The organism is Flavobacterium sp. 102 (genome assembly GCF_003634615.1).
Taxonomy (GTDB): Bacteria; Bacteroidota; Bacteroidia; order Flavobacteriales; family Flavobacteriaceae; genus Flavobacterium.
On sequence record NZ_RBKX01000001.1, the window covers coordinates 1,305,071 to 1,323,989 of the forward strand.

At 36.4% G+C, this 18,919-nt stretch carries 19 protein-coding genes; 6 read left to right on the forward strand and 13 right to left on the reverse strand.

Annotated elements, in window-relative coordinates; all coding sequences use genetic code 11:
• Positions 1-49: 49 nt before the first annotated feature.
• The 3 genes from accD to C8C84_RS05795 are packed head-to-tail and all read right to left on the reverse strand — an operon-like array spanning position 50 to position 4,623.
• Positions 50-904: an acetyl-CoA carboxylase, carboxyltransferase subunit beta gene (gene accD, locus C8C84_RS05785; protein ID WP_121312634.1), complete on the reverse strand. Its 855-nt coding sequence runs from the start codon at positions 902-904 to the stop codon at positions 50-52.
• 57 nt (positions 905-961) lie between these two features.
• Entirely contained in the window at positions 962-2,029 is a 1,068-nt protein-coding gene (gene fbaA / locus C8C84_RS05790; protein ID WP_121312635.1) for a class II fructose-bisphosphate aldolase, read from the reverse strand.
• Between the two features lie 50 nt (positions 2,030-2,079).
• Positions 2,080-4,623 (reverse strand): BamA/TamA family outer membrane protein, encoded by a 2,544-nt coding sequence (locus tag C8C84_RS05795; RefSeq protein WP_121312636.1) that lies wholly within the window; start codon positions 4,621-4,623, stop codon positions 2,080-2,082.
• Between the two features lie 37 nt (positions 4,624-4,660).
• Between C8C84_RS05795 and C8C84_RS05800 the strand changes: the two genes are divergently transcribed.
• Positions 4,661-5,389, forward strand: coding sequence for an RNA methyltransferase (locus tag C8C84_RS05800; RefSeq protein ID WP_121312637.1), 729 nt, complete (start codon positions 4,661-4,663; stop codon positions 5,387-5,389).
• A 34-nt stretch (positions 5,390-5,423) separates the two neighbouring features.
• Here C8C84_RS05800 and C8C84_RS05805 read toward each other — a convergent pair whose 3' ends face one another.
• From C8C84_RS05805 to C8C84_RS05820, 4 genes are all read right to left on the reverse strand, one after another.
• A complete protein-coding gene (locus tag C8C84_RS05805; RefSeq protein ID WP_121312638.1) occupies positions 5,424-6,125 on the reverse strand; it encodes a porin family protein in 702 nt (233 codons plus the stop codon).
• Positions 6,126-6,148: 23 nt separating this feature from the next.
• A complete protein-coding gene (gene ubiE / locus C8C84_RS05810; protein WP_121312639.1) occupies positions 6,149-6,883 on the reverse strand; it encodes a bifunctional demethylmenaquinone methyltransferase/2-methoxy-6-polyprenyl-1,4-benzoquinol methylase UbiE in 735 nt (244 codons plus the stop codon).
• Between the two features lie 125 nt (positions 6,884-7,008).
• Positions 7,009-7,491 carry a dihydrofolate reductase gene (locus tag C8C84_RS05815; protein ID WP_121312640.1) on the reverse strand — a complete coding sequence of 161 codons (483 nt, stop codon included), beginning with the start codon at positions 7,489-7,491 and terminating at the stop codon, positions 7,009-7,011.
• A complete protein-coding gene (locus tag C8C84_RS05820; RefSeq protein WP_121312641.1) occupies positions 7,491-7,826 on the reverse strand; it encodes a 2TM domain-containing protein in 336 nt (111 codons plus the stop codon). Before C8C84_RS05820 ends, C8C84_RS05815 begins: the two co-directional genes overlap by 1 nt.
• Positions 7,827-8,065: 239 nt before the next feature.
• Between C8C84_RS05820 and C8C84_RS05825 the strand changes: the two genes are divergently transcribed.
• A complete protein-coding gene (locus tag C8C84_RS05825; protein ID WP_121312642.1) occupies positions 8,066-8,362 on the forward strand; it encodes an isoamylase early set domain-containing protein in 297 nt (98 codons plus the stop codon).
• A gap of 35 nt (positions 8,363-8,397) precedes the next feature.
• On the opposite strand, the gene C8C84_RS05830 is transcribed toward C8C84_RS05825, so the two are convergent.
• From C8C84_RS05830 to C8C84_RS05850, 5 genes are all read right to left on the reverse strand, one after another.
• A complete protein-coding gene (locus C8C84_RS05830) occupies positions 8,398-8,955 on the reverse strand; it encodes a hypothetical protein (protein ID WP_121312643.1) in 558 nt (185 codons plus the stop codon).
• A 69-nt stretch (positions 8,956-9,024) separates the two neighbouring features.
• Positions 9,025-9,849, reverse strand: coding sequence for a thymidylate synthase (locus C8C84_RS05835; protein ID WP_121312644.1), 825 nt, complete (start codon positions 9,847-9,849; stop codon positions 9,025-9,027).
• 103 nt (positions 9,850-9,952) lie between these two features.
• Complete coding sequence (locus tag C8C84_RS05840) at positions 9,953-10,579, reverse strand: bifunctional nuclease family protein (protein ID WP_121312645.1); 627 nt, start codon at positions 10,577-10,579, stop codon at positions 9,953-9,955.
• 242 nt (positions 10,580-10,821) lie between these two features.
• Positions 10,822-11,790, reverse strand: coding sequence for an electron transfer flavoprotein subunit alpha/FixB family protein (locus tag C8C84_RS05845; protein ID WP_121312646.1), 969 nt, complete (start codon positions 11,788-11,790; stop codon positions 10,822-10,824).
• A gap of 45 nt (positions 11,791-11,835) precedes the next feature.
• A complete protein-coding gene (locus C8C84_RS05850; RefSeq protein WP_121312647.1) occupies positions 11,836-12,582 on the reverse strand; it encodes an electron transfer flavoprotein subunit beta/FixA family protein in 747 nt (248 codons plus the stop codon).
• Between the two features lie 211 nt (positions 12,583-12,793).
• Here C8C84_RS05850 and C8C84_RS05855 point away from each other — a divergent pair, with 211 nt between their 5' ends.
• The 4 genes from C8C84_RS05855 to C8C84_RS05870 all read left to right on the forward strand — a co-directional run bounded on the left by C8C84_RS05855 (position 12,794) and on the right by C8C84_RS05870 (position 18,068).
• The gene (locus tag C8C84_RS05855; RefSeq protein ID WP_121312648.1) at positions 12,794-13,738 is read left to right on the forward strand and encodes a hypothetical protein; all 945 of its coding nucleotides are present in this window, start codon (positions 12,794-12,796) and stop codon (positions 13,736-13,738) included.
• Between the two features lie 144 nt (positions 13,739-13,882).
• Entirely contained in the window at positions 13,883-14,860 is a 978-nt protein-coding gene (locus tag C8C84_RS05860; protein WP_121312649.1) for a pyruvate dehydrogenase complex E1 component subunit beta, read from the forward strand.
• 122 nt (positions 14,861-14,982) lie between these two features.
• On the forward strand, positions 14,983-17,466 hold the full coding sequence (locus tag C8C84_RS05865; protein WP_121312650.1) for a DUF5686 and carboxypeptidase-like regulatory domain-containing protein: 2,484 nt from the start codon (positions 14,983-14,985) through the stop codon (positions 17,464-17,466).
• Between the two features lie 2 nt (positions 17,467-17,468).
• Entirely contained in the window at positions 17,469-18,068 is a 600-nt protein-coding gene (locus tag C8C84_RS05870; protein WP_121312651.1) for a DNA-3-methyladenine glycosylase, read from the forward strand.
• Positions 18,069-18,070: 2 nt separating this feature from the next.
• Here C8C84_RS05870 and C8C84_RS05875 read toward each other — a convergent pair whose 3' ends face one another.
• Positions 18,071-18,790, reverse strand: coding sequence for a glycosyltransferase family 2 protein (locus C8C84_RS05875; protein ID WP_121312652.1), 720 nt, complete (start codon positions 18,788-18,790; stop codon positions 18,071-18,073).
• Positions 18,791-18,919: the final 129 nt, after the last annotated feature.

Genomic DNA, 18,919 nt, shown 5'->3' on the forward strand with positions numbered 1-18,919 from the left:
GCACAAAATATATTTTTTGTGCCTTTATTTTTTACTTCTTTAGAAGTTATTATCTTATCTCCTGATTCAAAATCAAATCGATATATAAGTTGATTTTGTCTTTCAGTTCTTTTCTTGGTGCGATAAAATCAAGGAAACCGTGATCTAAAACGAATTCAGCCGTTTGAAAACCTTCCGGTAAATCTTTTCCGGTTGTATCACGAACAACTCTTGGTCCGGCAAATCCAATCAAAGCACCAGGTTCAGAGATATTGATGTCGCCTAACATCGCATAAGAAGCTGTTGTTCCTCCGGTAGTTGGATCAGTACACAATGAAATGTATGGGATTTTAGCTTCGGCCAATTGGGCTAATTTTGCGGAAGTTTTGGCCAATTGCATTAAAGAATAAGCCGCTTCCATCATACGAGCACCACCCGATTTAGATATCATTACAAAAGGGATTTTGTTTTTGATGGAATAATCAATACCTCGAGCAATTTTTTCACCTACAACAGCACCCATTGAACCTCCGATAAAGGCAAAGTCCATACAACAAACGACCAAGTCTTTACCTTTTGATTTTCCGACGCCCGTTCTAACAGCATCCTTCAATCCTGTCTTGTCGATAGCGTCTTTTAATCGGTCAGCATATTTTTTGGTATCCACAAAATTCAAAGGATCTTTAGAAGTCATTTTGGCATCTAACTCTTTGAATTCATTATTGTCAAACAAAATTTCGAAGTATTCTTTACTGCCAATTCTTACGTGGAAGTCATCTTCCGGACTTACCCATAGATTTCTAGCCAATTCGTCTTGGTCAATAATTTTTCCGGTAGGCGATTTGTACCAAAGTCCTTTAGGAACGTCTTTCTTATCTTCTGTTGCGGTGGTAATCCCTTTTTCTGTTCTTTTAAACCAAGCCATAATTTTAATGGATAATGGATAATTGATAATTATTAATTGTCAATTATCAATTGTTAATTATAATGTGTTTACGTTATTTAAGTCAGCAAATGCTTGCTCTAATCTCGTGTTGAAAGTTACTTCACCTTCACGAATCCATTTTCTTGGATCATAGTGTTTTTTGTTAGGTGAATCAGCGCCTTCTGGACTTCCGATTTGGGTTCTTAAATAATCAATTTTTGAAGTCATATAATCTCTGATGCCTTCGGTGAAAGCAAATTGTAAGTCGGTATCAATGTTCATTTTGATTACCCCATAAGAAATCGCTTCTCTGATTTCTTCCAAAGTCGAACCTGAACCACCATGGAAAACAAAGTCAACCGGATTTGTTCCGGTGCTGAATTTATTTTGAACATAATCTTGAGAGTTTTTCAAGATTTTAGGCGTCAATTTTACGTTGCCCGGTTTGTAAACACCATGTACGTTTCCAAAAGCTGCAGCGATAGTGAATTTAGGAGAGATTTTCATCAACTCTTCATAAGCGTAAGCTACTTCATCAGGTTGGGTGTATAATTTTGAGCTATCCACATCTGAATTGTCAACACCATCTTCTTCACCACCGGTAATGCCTAATTCGATTTCCAAAGTCATACCCATTTTGCTCATACGAGCTAAGTATTCTTTACAGATTTCGATGTTTTCTTCGATAGGCTCTTCAGATAAATCAATCATGTGTGAAGAGTATAATGGTTTTCCGGTTTCTGCGAAATGTTTTTCAGAAGCATCAAGCAAACCGTCAATCCAAGGCAATAATTTTTTGGCACAATGGTCAGTATGAAGAATCACAGTCGCGCCATAAGCTTCCGCTAAAGTATGAATGTGTTTGGCTCCGGCAATTCCACCGGCAATGGCTGCTTTTTCGCCAACATTTGACAATCCTTTTCCGGCATTAAACTGTGCGCCACCATTGGAAAATTGAATAATCACGGGTGCGTTTAATTTAGCGGCCGTTTCTAAAACGCCATTGATAGTACTCGAACCTATTACGTTTACCGCGGGAAGTGCGAATCCTTTTTCTTTAGCATAGTTGAAAATCGCTTGTACTTCATCTCCGGTTGCAACTCCTGGTTTGATATTGTGAGCCATTGTTTTGTGTCGTTTTTAAGTTAAGGTTACAAAAATAATAATTTCTAATTTTAGAAAGGATAATTTATTCCAATATTTAGAACTGATTTGTTAAAACGTATTTCTCTGAACCATCTTTCATTTTCTTCCAATGCCGGGTTATAGGTTTTAAATCCTAAATCCAATCGAATGATGAAGAAATTGAAGTCGTATCGGAATCCGAATCCGGTACCGACCGCTATATTTTCGAGTGATTTTAATCCGTTAAAAATATAATCTTCTTCTTCAGTATTGTCCAATACATTCCAAATATTACCCACATCAGTAAAGAGCGCGCCGTTTAATTTTTGAAAAATGTTAAATCTAAATTCAGCACTAAAAGTCAGTTTCATATTCGCTTCATTAAAATCTAAAAAGCTACCACTTGCGCCAGGTCCTAAACTATAAGATTGCCAAGCTCTGATATCATTCGTCCCGCCGGCAAAGTAACTTCGTGAAAAAGGAACGTCATCCGAATTTCCGTAAGGAATCGCTATGCCTCCAAAAGCTTTAACAGCCACCACTTTTTTTCGACTCAAATCCCAATGTTTGATGTACTCAAATTCGGTTTTGATGTATTGAGAAAATTCGACGTCCAAAAAGGTATTGGCGCCATTTTGATTTTTTAATTGCTCCGAAGCTTTTGCGATTAATGCCAGTACATTACCGGCAGATTCTACTTTGGCTTTGATGGCATAAAACTCGTTGTCGAATAAATCTTTTTTGGATGTTTTGGTAAAAGTAACATTCGAAGCAAAAATTAAGTTGTTCTCAATCAATCTTGCTCTCCTTTCTACGATACTCAATAACGATTTGGCATCCGCTAAAGTTACCGGTACAAGTCCGTCACCAACATCATCAAAGAACGACAAAACACCGTCTTCGATTCTGAGATTTCCATCTTCAAAATGCGCCGGATTTACGGTTGGATAACTTTGTGCTATTTCGTTAACCGTGTTGTATGAAGATTTGTAAATGTTAAAGTAGTTAGACGGATTTAAATTTTTAACGAACTGTATGTTGATTAAATCAAATTTGAATGTGGTGTTTCTTTTAGGCGTCCAATTGTAGCTGAGTGAACTTGTAAAGTTTTGTTTGTCTAATCCGATATTCGTTTGTTTAGAATAACCTACACTCAAAGTGGTATAAGGAATCATTGTTTTCGGAATGATTTTGTCTGTTTTGAAAGGCAAAAAGATACGAGGGAAATTCAACTTGGCGTCCACTCCGATTTCGGAAATATTGAAGAAAGTATTGTTTGGATTGGCCAAATCTTTAGACGAACCAATATTGCCTCTAAACCCAATTTCAAACGTTTCGGCACCATTGAATACATTACGAATACCTAAGAAGGTATTTCCGGTTATCCCAAAATCCTGAATGTTGGAATGTGTAAAATCCGTGGAAAATCCAAATGTATATTTTTTTCTCGGGGTCAAATATACGTTGGCAATCAAACTGTTTTTTTGCGTTGGATCTTCTACATATTGAATCAAAGGATAATTAAACACTTTCAGATTACTCAAATATCTGGAAGTTACCGAGGTTCTGAAATCTGAAAAATAATTGCCTTTCGTTACAAAAATACCATCAGTAAGTGCTTTTGGACGGTATTTTAATTTGTTGACACTGTATAAATTGATGTCGTTGTAGGTTACGCTATCTTGAATAGCCGCATTGGGATTGGTTGGACTGTGATCAGTGAAAATATTTACTTTACTGATTTTGTACAGTTCAAAAGGTTTTGTAGTGATACTGTCTTCTGTTCTGATACTTTCATCATCAATGTTTAAATAAACATTAGGCTTGTGCTTTTTACCGATGGTATCAATATCAAAGTTGACATAATTTTGTTGGAAGCGAAAAGCACCATTGTTTCTAAAGTCTTCGGTGATGCGTTTCTTTTCTTCGTTAAAATTACTCGTTTCATATCGTTGACCGGTTTTGATAAATGAATTTCTTTTTCGCAACTCGTAAATGGAATCCAAAGGTTTGCTCGAAATATTAGCGCTAATACTATCAATAATATAAGGCTTTCCGGTATTGATGTCATATTTGAGCTTGACTTTTTTCTGGTCGACGCTGTCAATTTTATATTTGGCTGTTACATCAAAATAACCGCGATTATAATAATAGGATTTCAATCGGCGAATTGATTTTCGGGTACTTGAGGTGTCTAATACTACTGGCGCTTCTCCTGTTTTTCTCAAAAAATCGTCCAGACCTGAATATAAGAAAGATTCTCCTAAACGTTTGACTTGTTTTTTAGAAAGCCATTTGGCTTTGCGGTAATAACGTTTCGGATTTTTAATCATTTTGTCCTTGAACAACGAATCTGATTTTGGCTTTGCCAAATTATAAAGGTTCAAGCGAAGACGATATCCTAAAATAGAGCTGTTTTGTTTTTGATACAACTGATTGGTAATGTCTTCACCATTGTCTTTTTTGTCATCAACGTAAATGTCATTTTTGGTGAGTAGTCTCTTCCCATCAGGAACTCTTTTTGTAGAGTCACAACCAAAGATAATTAGCCCAATTAGAATAAATAGTGATATTTTTGCGATACTCTTTTTCAAGTGGTGTGAAATATTTAATTCAAAAATACAGTATTTTATGGTTAGTAAAAACCAAATAAAATTAATTACCAGTCTTCAACATAAAAAATACCGAAACGAGCATCAATTGTTTATAGCCGAAGGTGTAAAAGTAATACAGGAATTGTTATTATCAAATATAGTTTTGGAACATTTATTCGTTACAGAAGCTATTTTTGAAAAGATTAATTCGTCGCAAAAAACAGGGATTAATGAGGCTGAAATGAAAAGAATTTCGGTCTTAACTTCACCGAGTTCTTGCCTCGCTATTTTCAAAATCCCGAAAGTTGCCAAAATCGAAGAGAAAGGGTTAATTGTCGCTTTAGATGATATTCGCGATCCGGGAAATTTAGGTACGATTATCCGACTTTGTGACTGGTTTGGTGTTAAACAATTGGTTTGTTCCAATGAAACTGTCGATGTCTACAACCCAAAGGTAATTCAGGCAACGATGGGTTCGATTACAAGAGTCAATGTAAGTTATGTGGATTTGAATGAATTTGTTTCCCATACTTCGCTTCCGGTTTTCGGGACGTTCATGGATGGAAAGAATATTTACAAAGAAACTTTACCAGCAGACTGCGTTTTAATTTTTGGTAATGAAGCCAATGGAATTTCTCCAACTTTAGAAAAAAGCATCAAAAACAGAATCGCAATTCCGAGATTTGGAGATGTGCAACAAACCGAAAGTTTGAATGTAGCTACAGCAACGGCTATATTTTTAAGCGAATTCAGAAGGAACCAATAACTTTTTTAACCGACAACAGAGAACGGATAACTGACTAGTGGAAAGTAAAGTTGATTAAAACCGCACGGGTTTTCAAAGACTCCACGTTTCCTGTCCACGGACTATTCGGGTCGTCATCGCGGATTAACTCATCATTAAATCCGAATACACCTCTGATAGAAGGCGAAAATTTGAAGTATTCAAAGTATAAATCAATACCAAAACCAACAGTGTAGTTTTGTGTCCAAGGTTTTACCCTGAATTTTTGCTCCGAGTTGTCGTCTTTTGATTTGGAATTACTCGATAAATTTAACGTGCTTCCAACGCCGCCAAGTAAGTAAGGCCTAATGTTTCCGGTTCGCAAAGAAGAAAACTTTAACATTAAAGGAAAGTCAATATAAGTGGCTTTTACTTCTCTTAAAGCATCTCTCTCGTCGGTGAATCCTGAGTAAGTCAATGTTCGGCTGGCATAATACAATCCCGGTTCGAAACGCAATTCTACATATTCGTGCAATCTCAACACGCCAACCAATCCAACATTAAAACCACTATTGCCTTTTACGTTAATATCTTGTCCGGGTACTTTGTAATCGGTTTTGAAATCGAAGGTACTAAAACCTAAAAAGTAACCCCAATAGACTCTTTGCTTGTCAAAATTCTCTAAGTTAACAATAGGGTCTTTGGCAAAAGTACCTTTTCCAAATTGCGCTTGCGCAGTAAGGTTAAATAGGATAAAAAGGACAATTAATTTCTTCATTATAATGCTGACAACTCAGTTTTTTATTTTTTTGTGGCGGTATAAATGGTCGCTACTCCAAACGTTTGTGGCATGGCTTTACAATCTATAAACGAAATTTTTCGCAAAATATTGTTTAAGGCTTCGCCAAAAGGAAAATTAGCGGCTGATTCTGACAGATAACCATAAGCCTTGTTGTCTTTTGAAAATAGTTTTCCGATTAACGGAAGAATAAATTTGGTATAAAAACCATATCCTTGCTTGAATGGAAATTTCGTTGGTACCGAAGTTTCTAAAATCACAAAAATGCCGTTGGGTTTTAAAACCCTGTAAATTTCAGCCAAACCTTTTTCTAAAGTTTCAAAATTTCTGATACCAAAAGAAACCGTAATGGCGTCAAAATAATTGTCAGGATAAGGAATGTTTTCGCTGTCTCCAACGACCATTTCTATTTTGTCTGACAAGTTTTTGTCGAGAATTTTTTTCTTACCTACTTCCAGCATACCAACCGATAAATCTAAACCGATAATTTTCTTAGCAGCCGTTGATTCGGCCATCATAATCGCTAAATCTCCTGTTCCGGTGGCAATGTCAAGGGCAATTTCAGGATTTTTGGCTTTGACCAATTCAATTACTTTCTTTCTCCATTTGACATCAATTCCCATCGAAATGACCCTGTTCAAACCGTCATATTCTCCAGAAATGGTATCAAACATTTGGGTGACTTGTTCTTTTTTACCTAAAGTTGATTCTTTATAAGGTGTAATTTGCTTTGACATTCTCGAATTTTTAACTACGTTCAGTTCGTCTCGCTTTTAAAGACGAAACTCGGGTGACAAATATAAGCCAATATTTTAATTGCCCTAAAACTTATCATTTTCTTTAAGAATTGTGGAACGGAATATTATTTTCGAACAAAGGTTTGGAAAGTAAAATCGAATTGGTGTCGCTCGTCTTTTGGATGGAACTCCGAAAAAACCAATTGCCATTCGTCTAACTTAATCTCCGGAAAATAAGTGTCAGCTTCAAAGGAATGATGCACGCGAGTAATGTCAACTTTATCTGCTAAAGCTATAGATTGTTTGTATATTTGGCCGCCACCGATCACAAAAACGTCTTCTTCTTTGGGACAAACTTCAATGGCTTTTTCCAAGGAATCAACTACAATGCAACCTTCGGGTTGGTAGTTTTTTTGGCGTGAAATAACAACATGCGTTCTATTGGGTAATGGTTTTGGAAAACTTTCAAAAGTCTTTCTGCCCATAATGATATAATGTCCAGAAGTCAACGCTTTGAATCTTTTGAAATCCTCTGGCAAATGCCAAAGTAATTGATTGTCTTTGCCAAGCGCATTGTTTTCCGCTACAGCGGCTATGAGTGTAATCATTATGGTGTTGGGTTTGAATTCTCCAAGTCGTTTTTCAGTTTTTCGATTTTCTTGGTTTGTTTGAGCATTAGCTTGTCTATTTGTGCTCTTTCCCAGTTTTTATTCATAAAGCTATCTGTAATGAGTACTTTAATGATATGGAAAATAAAAATACAAGACCAAACGGTCACAATCCAAATCCACCAATTGGTTTCATCGTGAAAGTTCAACCAATGATTGGCTACAAATAAAAACAGACTGCTAATAGCCAGAACAATAAAATGTACAAACAAACGCTTTTTTTGTTTGATTCTGTCTCTCGCATATTCATATAATTCGTGTTGATTATTTTCCATACAGCCGAAATTTGTGCCTTAAAGGTAGAATTTATTTTTAAAATGTTAAAATATCATTTTGAGATAATGTATTACGAAACCGATTTCTTAATCAAAGATGTAAAATTTAAGGGTCTATTAATTGTAAATCTTCTTTTAAATTGGCTATGTTTTTAGCAATGTCATAAAAATAATTAGACTTGTAAAACCTATAAAAAAATCGCTTTACTTTGCTTCAGTAATCTATAAATGAATTAGTTATGGCTATCAAGAAACAAGTTATAAAAACAAAACCGGTTGTTAAAGTTACCTTTTCAATCGAGGCAAAAGAAGCAAATACAGCAGCAGTAGTAGGAGATTTTAACAACTGGAATCCATCGGAAGGTGAATTATCAAAATTGAAAAACGGAACTTTCAAAGCTACTTTTGATTTACCAAAAGACAACTCTTTCGAGTTTAAATATTTAGTGGATGGTTCGTATGTAAACGATCCTGAGGCAGACAGTTATGCTTATAACGAATTTGCCGGAGCAGAAAATAGTGTGTTAGCACTATAGGTTTTAGTTTTGGTTAGAAGTAAAATCCGTTTCGGTTATCGAGGCGGATTTTTTAGTTTATAACGAGTTTGCTCTGTTTTTTTCGGAATTGGAATACGCATGATTCTTTTAATTTCCGAAAGGTCTTTTTCCTCAGAACCGGGATAAATTTTAGCGAGAAAATCTTCAGGATAAAAAAGAGGCTCAACCAGATTTTTTTGTGCGTTATATTCCGTTCTTAATTGCCCTAAGGGAATAGCGGCGAAGTTTGAGTCTTTGTCAGATTCGATAACATAAGTGTTATTGTTTGGGATGGTCATAGTATAGGGTGCAATACCCTCTGTTTTTTTGAAATACAGTTTAATTTCTGTAGCATTTTTGATAATCGATTTTTCAATTAAAATAACCGAATAACCATTGTCGCTTTTGTCTTCACTTAAATCCAAGATAAAAAACGTACCGGTGCCGTTACCAAAAGACACTCCGTCTTTCAATGCTTCAAATTCGAGATGACTTCTTAACGCAATTTCTGATTCAGTTATTTCATTTTGCGCTTTGGCAATGTTTAAATTGAAAAGAGACAAGGCAACGAAAAAGCAGTGTGATATTTTCATAAGAGATTGATTAATAGCATTTAATTTACCTCAAATATATAAAAAAAATATAAATGAATTCTGATTTATTTACACTGCCACAGCACCTTTAATATGCGGATGCGGATCATAATCCACTAAAGTAAAGTCTTCAAAAGTAAAGTCGAAAATATTTTTTACTTCAGGGTTTAAAATCATTTTGGGTAATGGTCTTGGTTCGCGTGACAATTGCAACTCCACTTGCTCGAAATGGTTGTTGTAAATGTGAGCATCGCCAAAAGTGTGGATGAATTCTCCAACCTGTAACTCACAAACTTGAGCAATCATCATCGTAAACAAAGCATAAGAAGCAATGTTAAACGGAACACCTAAGAAAATATCAGCACTTCTTTGGTACAACTGACAAGACAATTTGCCGTCAGCTACATAAAACTGAAAGAATGCATGACATGGTGGTAAAGCCGCTTTGCCATTGGCAACATTCTCGGCAAATGATTTAGAAGTGTCCGGCAAAACCGATGGATTCCAGGCGGAAACCAACATGCGTCTGCTGTTTGGGTTATTTTTTAAAGTCTCGATTAACTCTGCGATTTGGTCGATTTCTTCGCTGTTCCAATTGCGCCATTGGTGACCGTAAACCGGACCTAAATCGCCATTTTCATCAGCCCATTCGTCCCAAATTTTCACACCGTTTTCTTTGAGATACTCAATATTGGTGTCGCCTTTCAAAAACCATAGCAATTCATAAACAATGGATTTTAAATGTAATTTTTTGGTTGTTACCATCGGGAAACCTTCATTCAAATCAAATCGCATTTGGTAGCCAAAAACACTTTTGGTTCCCGTTCCGGTTCTGTCTCCTTTTTGGCAACCGTTTTCCAAAACGTGTTGCACTAAATCATGGTATTGCTTCATAAAATTATTATAAATGTTGAATGTTGAATGATAAATTAATTCAAAAGATTTATTAGTCTTATGCTTTAGCTAAACCATTTAGCATTCAACATTCAAAATAGTTTTAACTTTCTCTCTTCGAAATTTCGTCTCTTATCTTCGCTGCTTTCTCATAATCTTCGTCCTGAACGGCTTTCTCCAAAGCTTCGTGTAGTTCCGAAAGACTCATGCTAACATACAAATCGCCAGCTTTGCCTTCGTTGTCCAATCCGAAAGTTTCCGGGGTTGATAGAACGCCTTCGTCTTCAATGTTTTGATTTTCGATATCGGTTGGATTCGTGTTGAGGTAAATTCCGGCTTTGTCCAGAATGTTTTTATAGGTAAAAATCGGTGCGTTGAATCGCAGTGCTAAAGCAATAGCATCTGAAGTTCGGGCATCGATAATTTCCTCTATTTTGTCGCGTTCGCAAATGATACTCGAGTAAAAAACACCATCAACTAATTTGTGAATAATCACTTGTTTGACAACAATATCAAATCGGTCGGCAAAACTTTTGAATAAATCATGGGTTAAAGGTCTAGGCGGTTTGATTTCTTTTTCCAAGGCAATAGCAATGGATTGTGCTTCGAAAGCGCCAATGACAATAGGTAATTTTCTCTCGCCGTCGACTTCATTTAAAATCAGAGCATAGGCTCCGTTTTGTGTTTGACTATAAGAAATTCCTTTTATGGTTAGTTTTACTAAACTCATTATTTTTTAGTATCAAGTATTGAGTACGAAGTGCCCAAACTTTATGTTTACAATTACAAAAATGGCTTCCCGCTTAGCCCTGACAGGAGTGCAAATCCTTTTGAAAAAAGATTGCAACGGATGGCAGGAATATGGTGTGCAAAGTAACAAAAACTTTTCGCTTCTAAAAATGGAAACCACAAAAAAAAAGAGTCGTTGAAAATTTTATATTTCGACGACTCTTGAAATGAATTAATAAAGGTTTATGTGTTTTGAGCTTTGAACTCTTTTAGTTTTTGAGTCAAACGAGGCAAGATGTCGAAAGCATCGCCAACGATTCCGTAATCAGCCACTTTGAAGAAAGGCGCTTCGGCATCGGTGTTGATGACTACTTTTACTTTAGAAGAATTGATTCCGGCAATGTGTTGAATTGCTCCCGAAATTCCCACGGCGATATACAAATTGGTCGCTACCGGTTTTCCGGTTTGCCCAACGTGCTCGCTATGAGGTCTCCAACCTAAATCAGATACTGGTTTCGAACAAGCGGTTGCAGCGCCAAGAACAGCGGCTAAATCTTCAATTAAATTCCAGTTTTCCGGACCTTTTAAACCACGACCTCCGGAAACTACGATGTCAGCATCGGCGATGGTTACTTTTCCGGATGATTTTTCTACGGATTCTACTTTTACGTTGAAATCGGCTTCGTTTAAACTTGGCGCGAAATCTTCTTCGGCAGCTGAAGCCGCGCTTTCTACCAAACCGTAAGAGTTTTTAGCTAAGCTTAATACTTTAACGTCAGTGGATATTTCGGTGATGTTAAACGCTTTGTTTGAGAAAGCATTTCTTTTGACTTGGAAAGGCGAAGTGCTCAAAGGCAATCCAACCACATTAGAAGCAAACCCGGCGTCTAAACCAACGGCTACCAATGGCGCCATGTATAAACTGTCGGTGGTTGATGACAATAAAATTACTTTTGCACCTTCTTTTTGAGCGGCTTGTTTTACTACGTCGGCGTAAGCTTTTGCGTTAAAGTTGGCTAACTTGTCGTTAGATACTTTTAACACTTTGTCTACACCATATTTGGATAAATCGGAAACATTTCCGGCGTTCACTGTTACAGCGGTTACGGTTGTTCCTAATGATTCGGCTACTTTTTTGGCATACGACGCCAATTCAAAGGCAACTTTTTTGAATTTTCCGTCTACTGATTCTGCATATATTAATAATGACATGATTTTTAAGTTTAGAATTCGTAATTCGTAATTTTTAATTCGTAATTAAATTACTTTCGCTTCGTTGTGTAGTGCATTTACCAATCCGTCCAAATCGTCTGCAGCAAATAATTTCACGGCTGATTTTGGTGCCGGTTTTTCAAATTTTACTGCTTTGGTATTAACGTTTGCGCCAATGGGCTCTAAAACTGTCAATACTTTGGTTCTGGCAGTCATGATACCACGCATATTTGGAATTCGAAGGTCTTTTTCTTCTACTAATCCTTTTTGGCCACCAATCACTAAAGGTAAAGTTGCTGCAATGGTTTCTTTTCCACCGTCGATTTCGCGAGCTGCTTTGGCTGCGTTTCCGTCAATTTTCAGTTCGGTGCAAGAGTTTACAAAGTTGTAGTCTAACAAACCGGCTAACATTCCGGGAACCATTCCACCGTTGTAATCCAAAGATTCTTTTCCGCAGATTACCAAATCGTAACCGCCGGTTTTTACCACTTCGGTCAATTGCTTTGCTACAAAAAATCCGTCAGTAGGCGTTGCATTTACACGAATGGCTTCATTGGCACCGATGGCTAATGCTTTTCTTAGAGTTGGTTCAGTATCCGGTCCGCCAACATTGACAACCGTCACATTAGCGCCTTGTTGTTCTTGGAACCAGATGGCTCTGGTTAATCCGAACTCGTCATTGGGATTGATTACGAATTGAACACCATTGGTATCAAATTCAGAATCACCGTTAACGAAGTTGATTTTTGAAGTAGTATCAGGCACATGACTGATGCAAACTAATATTTTCATTGTTGTGTCTATTAAGTGAATTTTTCAAAGCGTAAAAGTATAAAATATATTTCTAATTTTTATATGCATGCATAATATTTTTTCAAATTTCAATCGTTTTCGTAGCTATGGTAAATGAATGGAGGAATGATTGAAAGTATTTTAGTCATGAAAAGCAACCTTTTCATAATTGTAAGTCTATAGAAGTATAACCTTTAAACTTAATCGCCTTATGAAAACAAAAAACTGTTGCCTAGTATTGTTTTTTTCTTTTTTCTTATTCTCTTGTAACGAGGAAGAAACTACTGTAGACCAAGAAAATCAAATCGCTATTTCGCATTATATTCAAAAGAATTACGATTTGTCCGGAAACGTCATAAGAACCATTGAGTATGAATTAGCGGAAAATAAAATAGTGAGTTCGGTATCGACTGTATTAGCAACATCACAAACGGCTAATTCGGTGTATGCTTACTCCAATGGGAAACTCGCATCTATTTCAAATCATACCAATGCCAGCATGACTTCGCAGTCAAATTACCTATACAACTCTTCAGGTGATTTGATTGAAATGAGACAAAATTCCTTTGATGCTTCCAATCAAATTACAACCGTTCAAAAGCATACGTTTACGCATACTGCCGATACTATTTTTTCACAATGGAATCGAAGTACTGATGGAGGCGCAACGTATTCCACTATCGCCAATTTAAAAATAGTGTTGGACCAAAATAATAATCGCACTTTTTTTGAGGATCAAACGATTGCCAATGAAAATATCGATAGGGTTGTGAGTATTTATGATTCGAATAACAATCTTATTAACGAGCAATCTATTAATGTGTTTCCGGACGGAACAACTGCTGTATATCCTACGAATGTGTATACTTACACGAATCAAGTAAATCCGCTTGCCTTAGCCACAGAAGCAACTTATGGGAGAAAAACTTTTATGATGTTATCTCACTTACAGACCAATGCAATCAATAACATTAACGCAAGGAATTGCACTCCAAATAGTATGGAAACGTTTTCTACTGATTTAGGTGATGGAACAATAACTTTCGAAATTGAAAATACACCTTTTAATGTAAATTACACTAAAATCAGCGACTATAAAACCTTCAATTCCGGGAATCTTTTTACACGATTTAGTTTAGAGTACTTTTTTGAATAAATGCTCTATTTTAAATTTACATCGTTTTCGTTAAAAACCGGCACTTTTTTTATCTGAACAAAGTATAAATTCCCGCCAAAAAATATTTTTATCGTTTTTAATTTTTACTTTTGCTTTCCAAAATAGATACAAAGTAATTTTCATATGAGAACTATACAATTTAGAGAAGCGATTGCCGAAGCAATGAGTGAAGAAATGCGTCGCGACGAATCAGTATATTTAATGGGTGAAGAAGTAGCCGAATACAATGGTGCTTACAAAGCTTCTAAAGGAATGTTAGACGAATTCGGGCCAAAAAGAGTAATCGATACACCTATTGCAGAACTTGGCTTTGCCGGAATTGCAGTTGGTTCAGCGATGAACGGCTGTCGTCCGATTGTAGAATACATGACTTTTAACTTCTCGTTAGTTGGAATTGACCAAATCATCAACAACGCAGCTAAAATGCGTCAAATGTCGGCCGGACAATTTCCAATGCCGATGGTATTTCGTGGTCCAACGGCTTCAGCCGGACAATTAGGTGCCACGCACTCACAAGCTTTTGAAAACTGGTTTGCCAACACTCCGGGATTGAAAGTGGTTGTTCCATCAACTGTTTATGATGCTAAAGGTTTGTTGAAAGCCGCCATTCGTGATAATGATCCGGTAATTTTTATGGAATCAGAGCAAATGTATGGTGACAAAGGTGAAGTGCCGGAAGAAGAATACACGATTCCATTAGGAGTAGCCGATATTAAAAGAGAAGGAACAGATGTAACGATTGTTTCTTTTGGTAAAATCATCAAAGAAGCATTTATTGCTGCTGACGAATTAGCCAAAGAAGGCATCTCTTGTGAAATCATCGACTTAAGAACGGTTCGTCCAATGGATTACGATGCGATTATCAATTCGGTTAAAAAAACAAATCGATTGGTAGTATTGGAAGAAGCTTGGCCATTTGCCAGTGTGGCTTCTGAAATTACGTATATGGTTCAGGAAAGAGCGTTCGATTATTTAGATGCGCCAATCCAAAGAATCACAACAGCAGACACACCGGCGCCTTATTCTCCGACCTTGTTAAAAGAATGGTTGCCAAATGCAGAAGATGTTATCAAAGCTGTAAAAAAAGTAACTTACAAATAGATTGTTAGATCTTTAGATTGTCAGAAAAAAATCTAAAATTCTAAGAAGTCTAAAAATCTAATAATCAAAATACTTATATTTGAAACTTCATCCGAATAAAAAGATGAAGTTTTTTTTTGCCAATGAAAAAGATATTTACGCTATTTGTTTTCCTTTTTGCTTTTGCAAATGGTCTTTCTGCTCAAACCAAAGTGAGCGGTATCGTTCTCGACAATACGAACCAGCCGGTTCCTTACGCCAACATTGTTTTTAAAGGCTCTCAAACCGGTGTAGTTTCCAATGAAGATGGAAGATTTTACATCGAATCTCCTGATAATTTCACGGCGATAATAGTTTCATTTGTTGGGTTTCCCGACAAAGAAGTGCCGTTACCCAAATTAGTAAACTATGACTTTAAGGTGATCCTTAAAGAAGGCAATGCTTTGAAAGAAGTCAAAATATTTGCCGGAAAAACTTCCAAAAAGAACAATCCTGCCTTAGATATTTTGCGAAAAATTTGGGAACGCAGAAGAAAAAACGGGTTAAAAATGTTCAAACAATACCAATTCGAAAAATATGAAAAGGTTGAGTTTGATATGAACACCATCGATAGCGCCTTTATGAAAAAGAAAATTTTCAAAGGAATGGAGTTTGTATTCAAAAATATTGATACTTCAAGCGTTACCGGGAAAACCTATTTGCCAATTTTCATCAACGAATCGATTTCAGATTTTTATGGCGATAATGAAACCAAGAAATCCAGAGAAGTTTTAAAAGCCAATAAAAACTCCGGTTTAGGAAATGGCGATGGTGTGAACATGTTTATCAAAGATTTGTACAATGATTTTGATATTTACGACAACTATTTGAATTTCTTCGATAAGAGTTTTACCAGTCCGTTATCGCGGACCGGAATTGACGTTTATAACTATGTTTTGACCGATACGGCTTTCATTGACAACAAATGGTGTTATAATATTGTATTTTATCCCAGACGTAAAAACGAACTGACTTTCAAAGGAGATTTTTGGGTAAATGATTCCACTTTTGCCATCAAAACCATCAATATGGCGGTAACCAAAAGTGCCAATATCAACTGGGTAAAAGATATTTATATCGAACAAGAATTTGAAGTATTGAACGATTCTGTTTTCTTGCCAACGCGAGATTATATGATGTCGGATTTTGCTTTGCGTAAAAAAGAAGAATCTAAAGGAGTTTACGGAAAGCGAACTACATTGTACAGAAACTTCAAATTCGATGAAAAGAAACCGGAGAAATTCTACAAAGAAGAAGTGAATTTTATTGACAATGAAGTGTACAGTAAAACCGATGAATTTTGGGAAGAAAATCGTTTTGAAAGGCTCAACAAAGATGAGGTCGCTATCTATAAAATGATTGATACTCTGAAAACCGTTAAACGTTTCAAACAGATGTACAATCTGGTTTCAATCTTGGGAAGCGGCTATATCCAATGGGGTAATTTTGATTACGGACCGATTTTTTCTACGGTAGGATTTAACGAAGTAGAAGGTTGGCGTTTAAGAACCGGCGGCCGAACTTATTTTGGGCCAAATGATCCTTGGCGTTTGCAAGGTTATACGGCTTACGGATTTGAAGATAACAAATTCAAATACGGCTTGTCAGGGAAATGGATGGTTGATAAGAAAAACCGAATCATCCTTTCCGGTGGTAATAGGCGAGATGTAGAACAGATTGGAGCGAGCTTAACCAGTACCAATGATGTTTTGGGTAGAAGTTATGCTTCTTCCGGATTGTTTACAACCGGTGCCAATGGAAAGCTGACCAATATCAATTTAAGTACTTTGGCTGCCGAAATTGAGCCGGTGAAAAACTTGACATTCCAACTCGGATTTTCCTACCGAACCTTGGAATCGGCTTCGGATACTTTTAGTTTGAATTATTTTACCGATGATACTTTTACTTCTACCGCAAGTGAAGTAAAACAATCCGAGATAAACCTTCAAGTAGAGTACACCCCTAAGCGAAAAACCATCGGTTATGGTGTCGAAAGACGTGAAGTAGATAGTCCATACAGTCGCTTTTTTATCAACTACAGTCAAGGATTTAAAGGGTTAATTGATAGTGATTTTGACTATCAAAAAGTGCAATTATATTACAAACAACCTGTTATTATTGGTCCTTTGGGTCGTTCCAATTTCACTATGGAATTAGGAAAAACTTTTGGTCAAATTCCACTTGGATTGATGAGTGTTGTGCCTGGGAACCAAACGTATTTTATCATACAAAATACTTTCAGTAACTTGAATTTTTACGAATTTGTAGCCGATGAATATGCGACTTTCCAATGGGAACACAACTTTAACGGTAAGATATTCTCCAGAATTCCGGCTTTGAGAAAATTAAATCTTCGCGAGATAGTTGGAGTAAGAGGTGTTTACGGAACAGTTTCCGATGAAAACAGAGCTATCAATGCTTCGGGATTAATCTACAAAGCACCTGAAAAGCCATACTGGGAATACAGCGCCGGTATTGGAAACATTTTCAAAGTTTTCCGGTTGGATTTTGCTTGGAGAGCCAATTACAGAGATTTACCGGATACCGATAATTTTACCATCAAAGGGTCGTTCGGGTTCTATTTTTAAAAATGGAAGCGATAGCTTATTTGGTAGAGAATGATGAAGTTTTTCAAAAATTGCACCAACAATACGGCAATCCCTATATTCCATCGAGACCGGAAGGTTTTCAAACGTTGTGCAAACTTATTTTAGAACAGCAAGTTTCAATAGAATCGGCGCGTGCTTGTTATGTGAAAATCGAAAATACTTTAGGCGATGTTGCTCCGAAAACCATAATTTCAACTTTGGAAGAAATACTTCGAAATTGTGGTGTCAGTCGGCAAAAGACGATTTATTTAAAAGCTTTGGCGGAAGCCATTTTAGACAAAACCTTAGTGTTAGAAACGCTTTCTCAAAAACAGCCGGACGAAGTCAGAAGTGAATTAATTAAAATTAAAGGCATCGGCAATTGGACGATTGATGTCTATCTAATGTTCTCGTTGCAATCGCCGGATATCCTTCCGATAGGCGATATTGCGGTGGTCAATACCATTAAAGAATTGTATGGTTGTCAAGATAAAGAAGCGATGATTTTGTTGGCTGAAAATTGGAAACCTTACCGCAGTATGGCGACTTTCTTCCTTTGGCATCATTATTTGGTCAAGCGAAACCGCAAGTTTATCGTCTAGCTTTATTTGAAAATCCCGTACTTCAAAATACAATAAATGGCATGAAAACCGTCTCGCCAACTGATTTTTTTTCCTTCTTCAAAAGTCCTTCCGTAATAACTAATTCCAACTTCATAGATTCTGATTTTGGGAATGCGTGCAACTTTCTGAGTTACTTCCGGCTCAAAACCAAATCGTTTTTCTTCGAGTGTAATCGATTTTAAAACATCGGCACGAAACATTTTATAGCAAGTTTCCATGTCGGTTAAGTTCAAATTGGAAAACATATTGCTCAAAAAAGTCAAAAATTTATTTCCTATACTGTGCCAAAAGAACAAAATGCGATGCGGTTTTCCGCCCATAAAGCGACTGCCGTAAACCACATCGGCAACTTCATCGACTATAGGTTTTAAAAGGATATTGTATTCTTGCGGATCGTATTCCAAATCGGCGTCTTGAATGACAATTACTTCTCCGGTGGCTTTTTCAATTCCGGTGTGTAATGCCGCGCCTTTCCCTTTGTTTTTGGAATGTTCCAAAAGAACAATGTTGAACTCGGGATAGGTTTGGATATAAGTTTGAACGCTTTCAAACGTGTTATCCGTACTGCAATCATTCACAATAATGACTTCTTTTTCAATAGCATTAATCAGTGAAACGGCTTTTATTTTGTCCAATATTCTATAAATAGTTGGACCTTCGTTGTAGGCAGGAATTAAGATAGAAAGGGTTTTAATCGCCATTTGGATTTAAATATTTCTCAAAAATAGTTTTTTTGATTTAGTGAGCAATAATTTACTTTAAATACGTGTATATCAATTGAACTAATATTCCCGAATTATATTGTTTTTATTTGTTAAAGTTTTGTTACT

Bases quoted from the DNA above. Each gene is read 5' to 3' on its own strand.
- fbaA (WP_121312635.1), bottom strand. From the start codon at position 2,029: ATGGCTCACAATATCAAACCAGGAGTTGCAACCGGAGATGAAGTACAA.
- C8C84_RS05845 (WP_121312646.1), bottom strand. From the start codon at position 11,790: ATGTCATTATTAATATATGCAGAATCAGTAGACGGAAAATTCAAAAAA.
- C8C84_RS05800 (WP_121312637.1), top strand. From the start codon at position 4,661: ATGGTTAGTAAAAACCAAATAAAATTAATTACCAGTCTTCAACATAAA.
- C8C84_RS05875 (WP_121312652.1), bottom strand. From the start codon at position 18,790: ATGGCGATTAAAACCCTTTCTATCTTAATTCCTGCCTACAACGAAGGT.
- C8C84_RS05865 (WP_121312650.1), top strand. From the start codon at position 14,983: ATGAAAAAGATATTTACGCTATTTGTTTTCCTTTTTGCTTTTGCAAAT.
- C8C84_RS05835 (WP_121312644.1), bottom strand. From the start codon at position 9,849: ATGAAGCAATACCATGATTTAGTGCAACACGTTTTGGAAAACGGTTGC.
- accD (WP_121312634.1), bottom strand. From the start codon at position 904: ATGGCTTGGTTTAAAAGAACAGAAAAAGGGATTACCACCGCAACAGAA.
- C8C84_RS05870 (WP_121312651.1), top strand. From the start codon at position 17,469: ATGGAAGCGATAGCTTATTTGGTAGAGAATGATGAAGTTTTTCAAAAA.
- C8C84_RS05855 (WP_121312648.1), top strand. From the start codon at position 12,794: ATGAAAACAAAAAACTGTTGCCTAGTATTGTTTTTTTCTTTTTTCTTA.
- C8C84_RS05830 (WP_121312643.1), bottom strand. From the start codon at position 8,955: ATGAAAATATCACACTGCTTTTTCGTTGCCTTGTCTCTTTTCAATTTA.
- C8C84_RS05840 (WP_121312645.1), bottom strand. From the start codon at position 10,579: ATGAGTTTAGTAAAACTAACCATAAAAGGAATTTCTTATAGTCAAACA.
- C8C84_RS05860 (WP_121312649.1), top strand. From the start codon at position 13,883: ATGAGAACTATACAATTTAGAGAAGCGATTGCCGAAGCAATGAGTGAA.
- C8C84_RS05805 (WP_121312638.1), bottom strand. From the start codon at position 6,125: ATGAAGAAATTAATTGTCCTTTTTATCCTATTTAACCTTACTGCGCAA.
- C8C84_RS05825 (WP_121312642.1), top strand. From the start codon at position 8,066: ATGGCTATCAAGAAACAAGTTATAAAAACAAAACCGGTTGTTAAAGTT.
- C8C84_RS05820 (WP_121312641.1), bottom strand. From the start codon at position 7,826: ATGGAAAATAATCAACACGAATTATATGAATATGCGAGAGACAGAATC.
- C8C84_RS05815 (WP_121312640.1), bottom strand. From the start codon at position 7,491: ATGATTACACTCATAGCCGCTGTAGCGGAAAACAATGCGCTTGGCAAA.
- ubiE (WP_121312639.1), bottom strand. From the start codon at position 6,883: ATGTCAAAGCAAATTACACCTTATAAAGAATCAACTTTAGGTAAAAAA.
- C8C84_RS05850 (WP_121312647.1), bottom strand. From the start codon at position 12,582: ATGAAAATATTAGTTTGCATCAGTCATGTGCCTGATACTACTTCAAAA.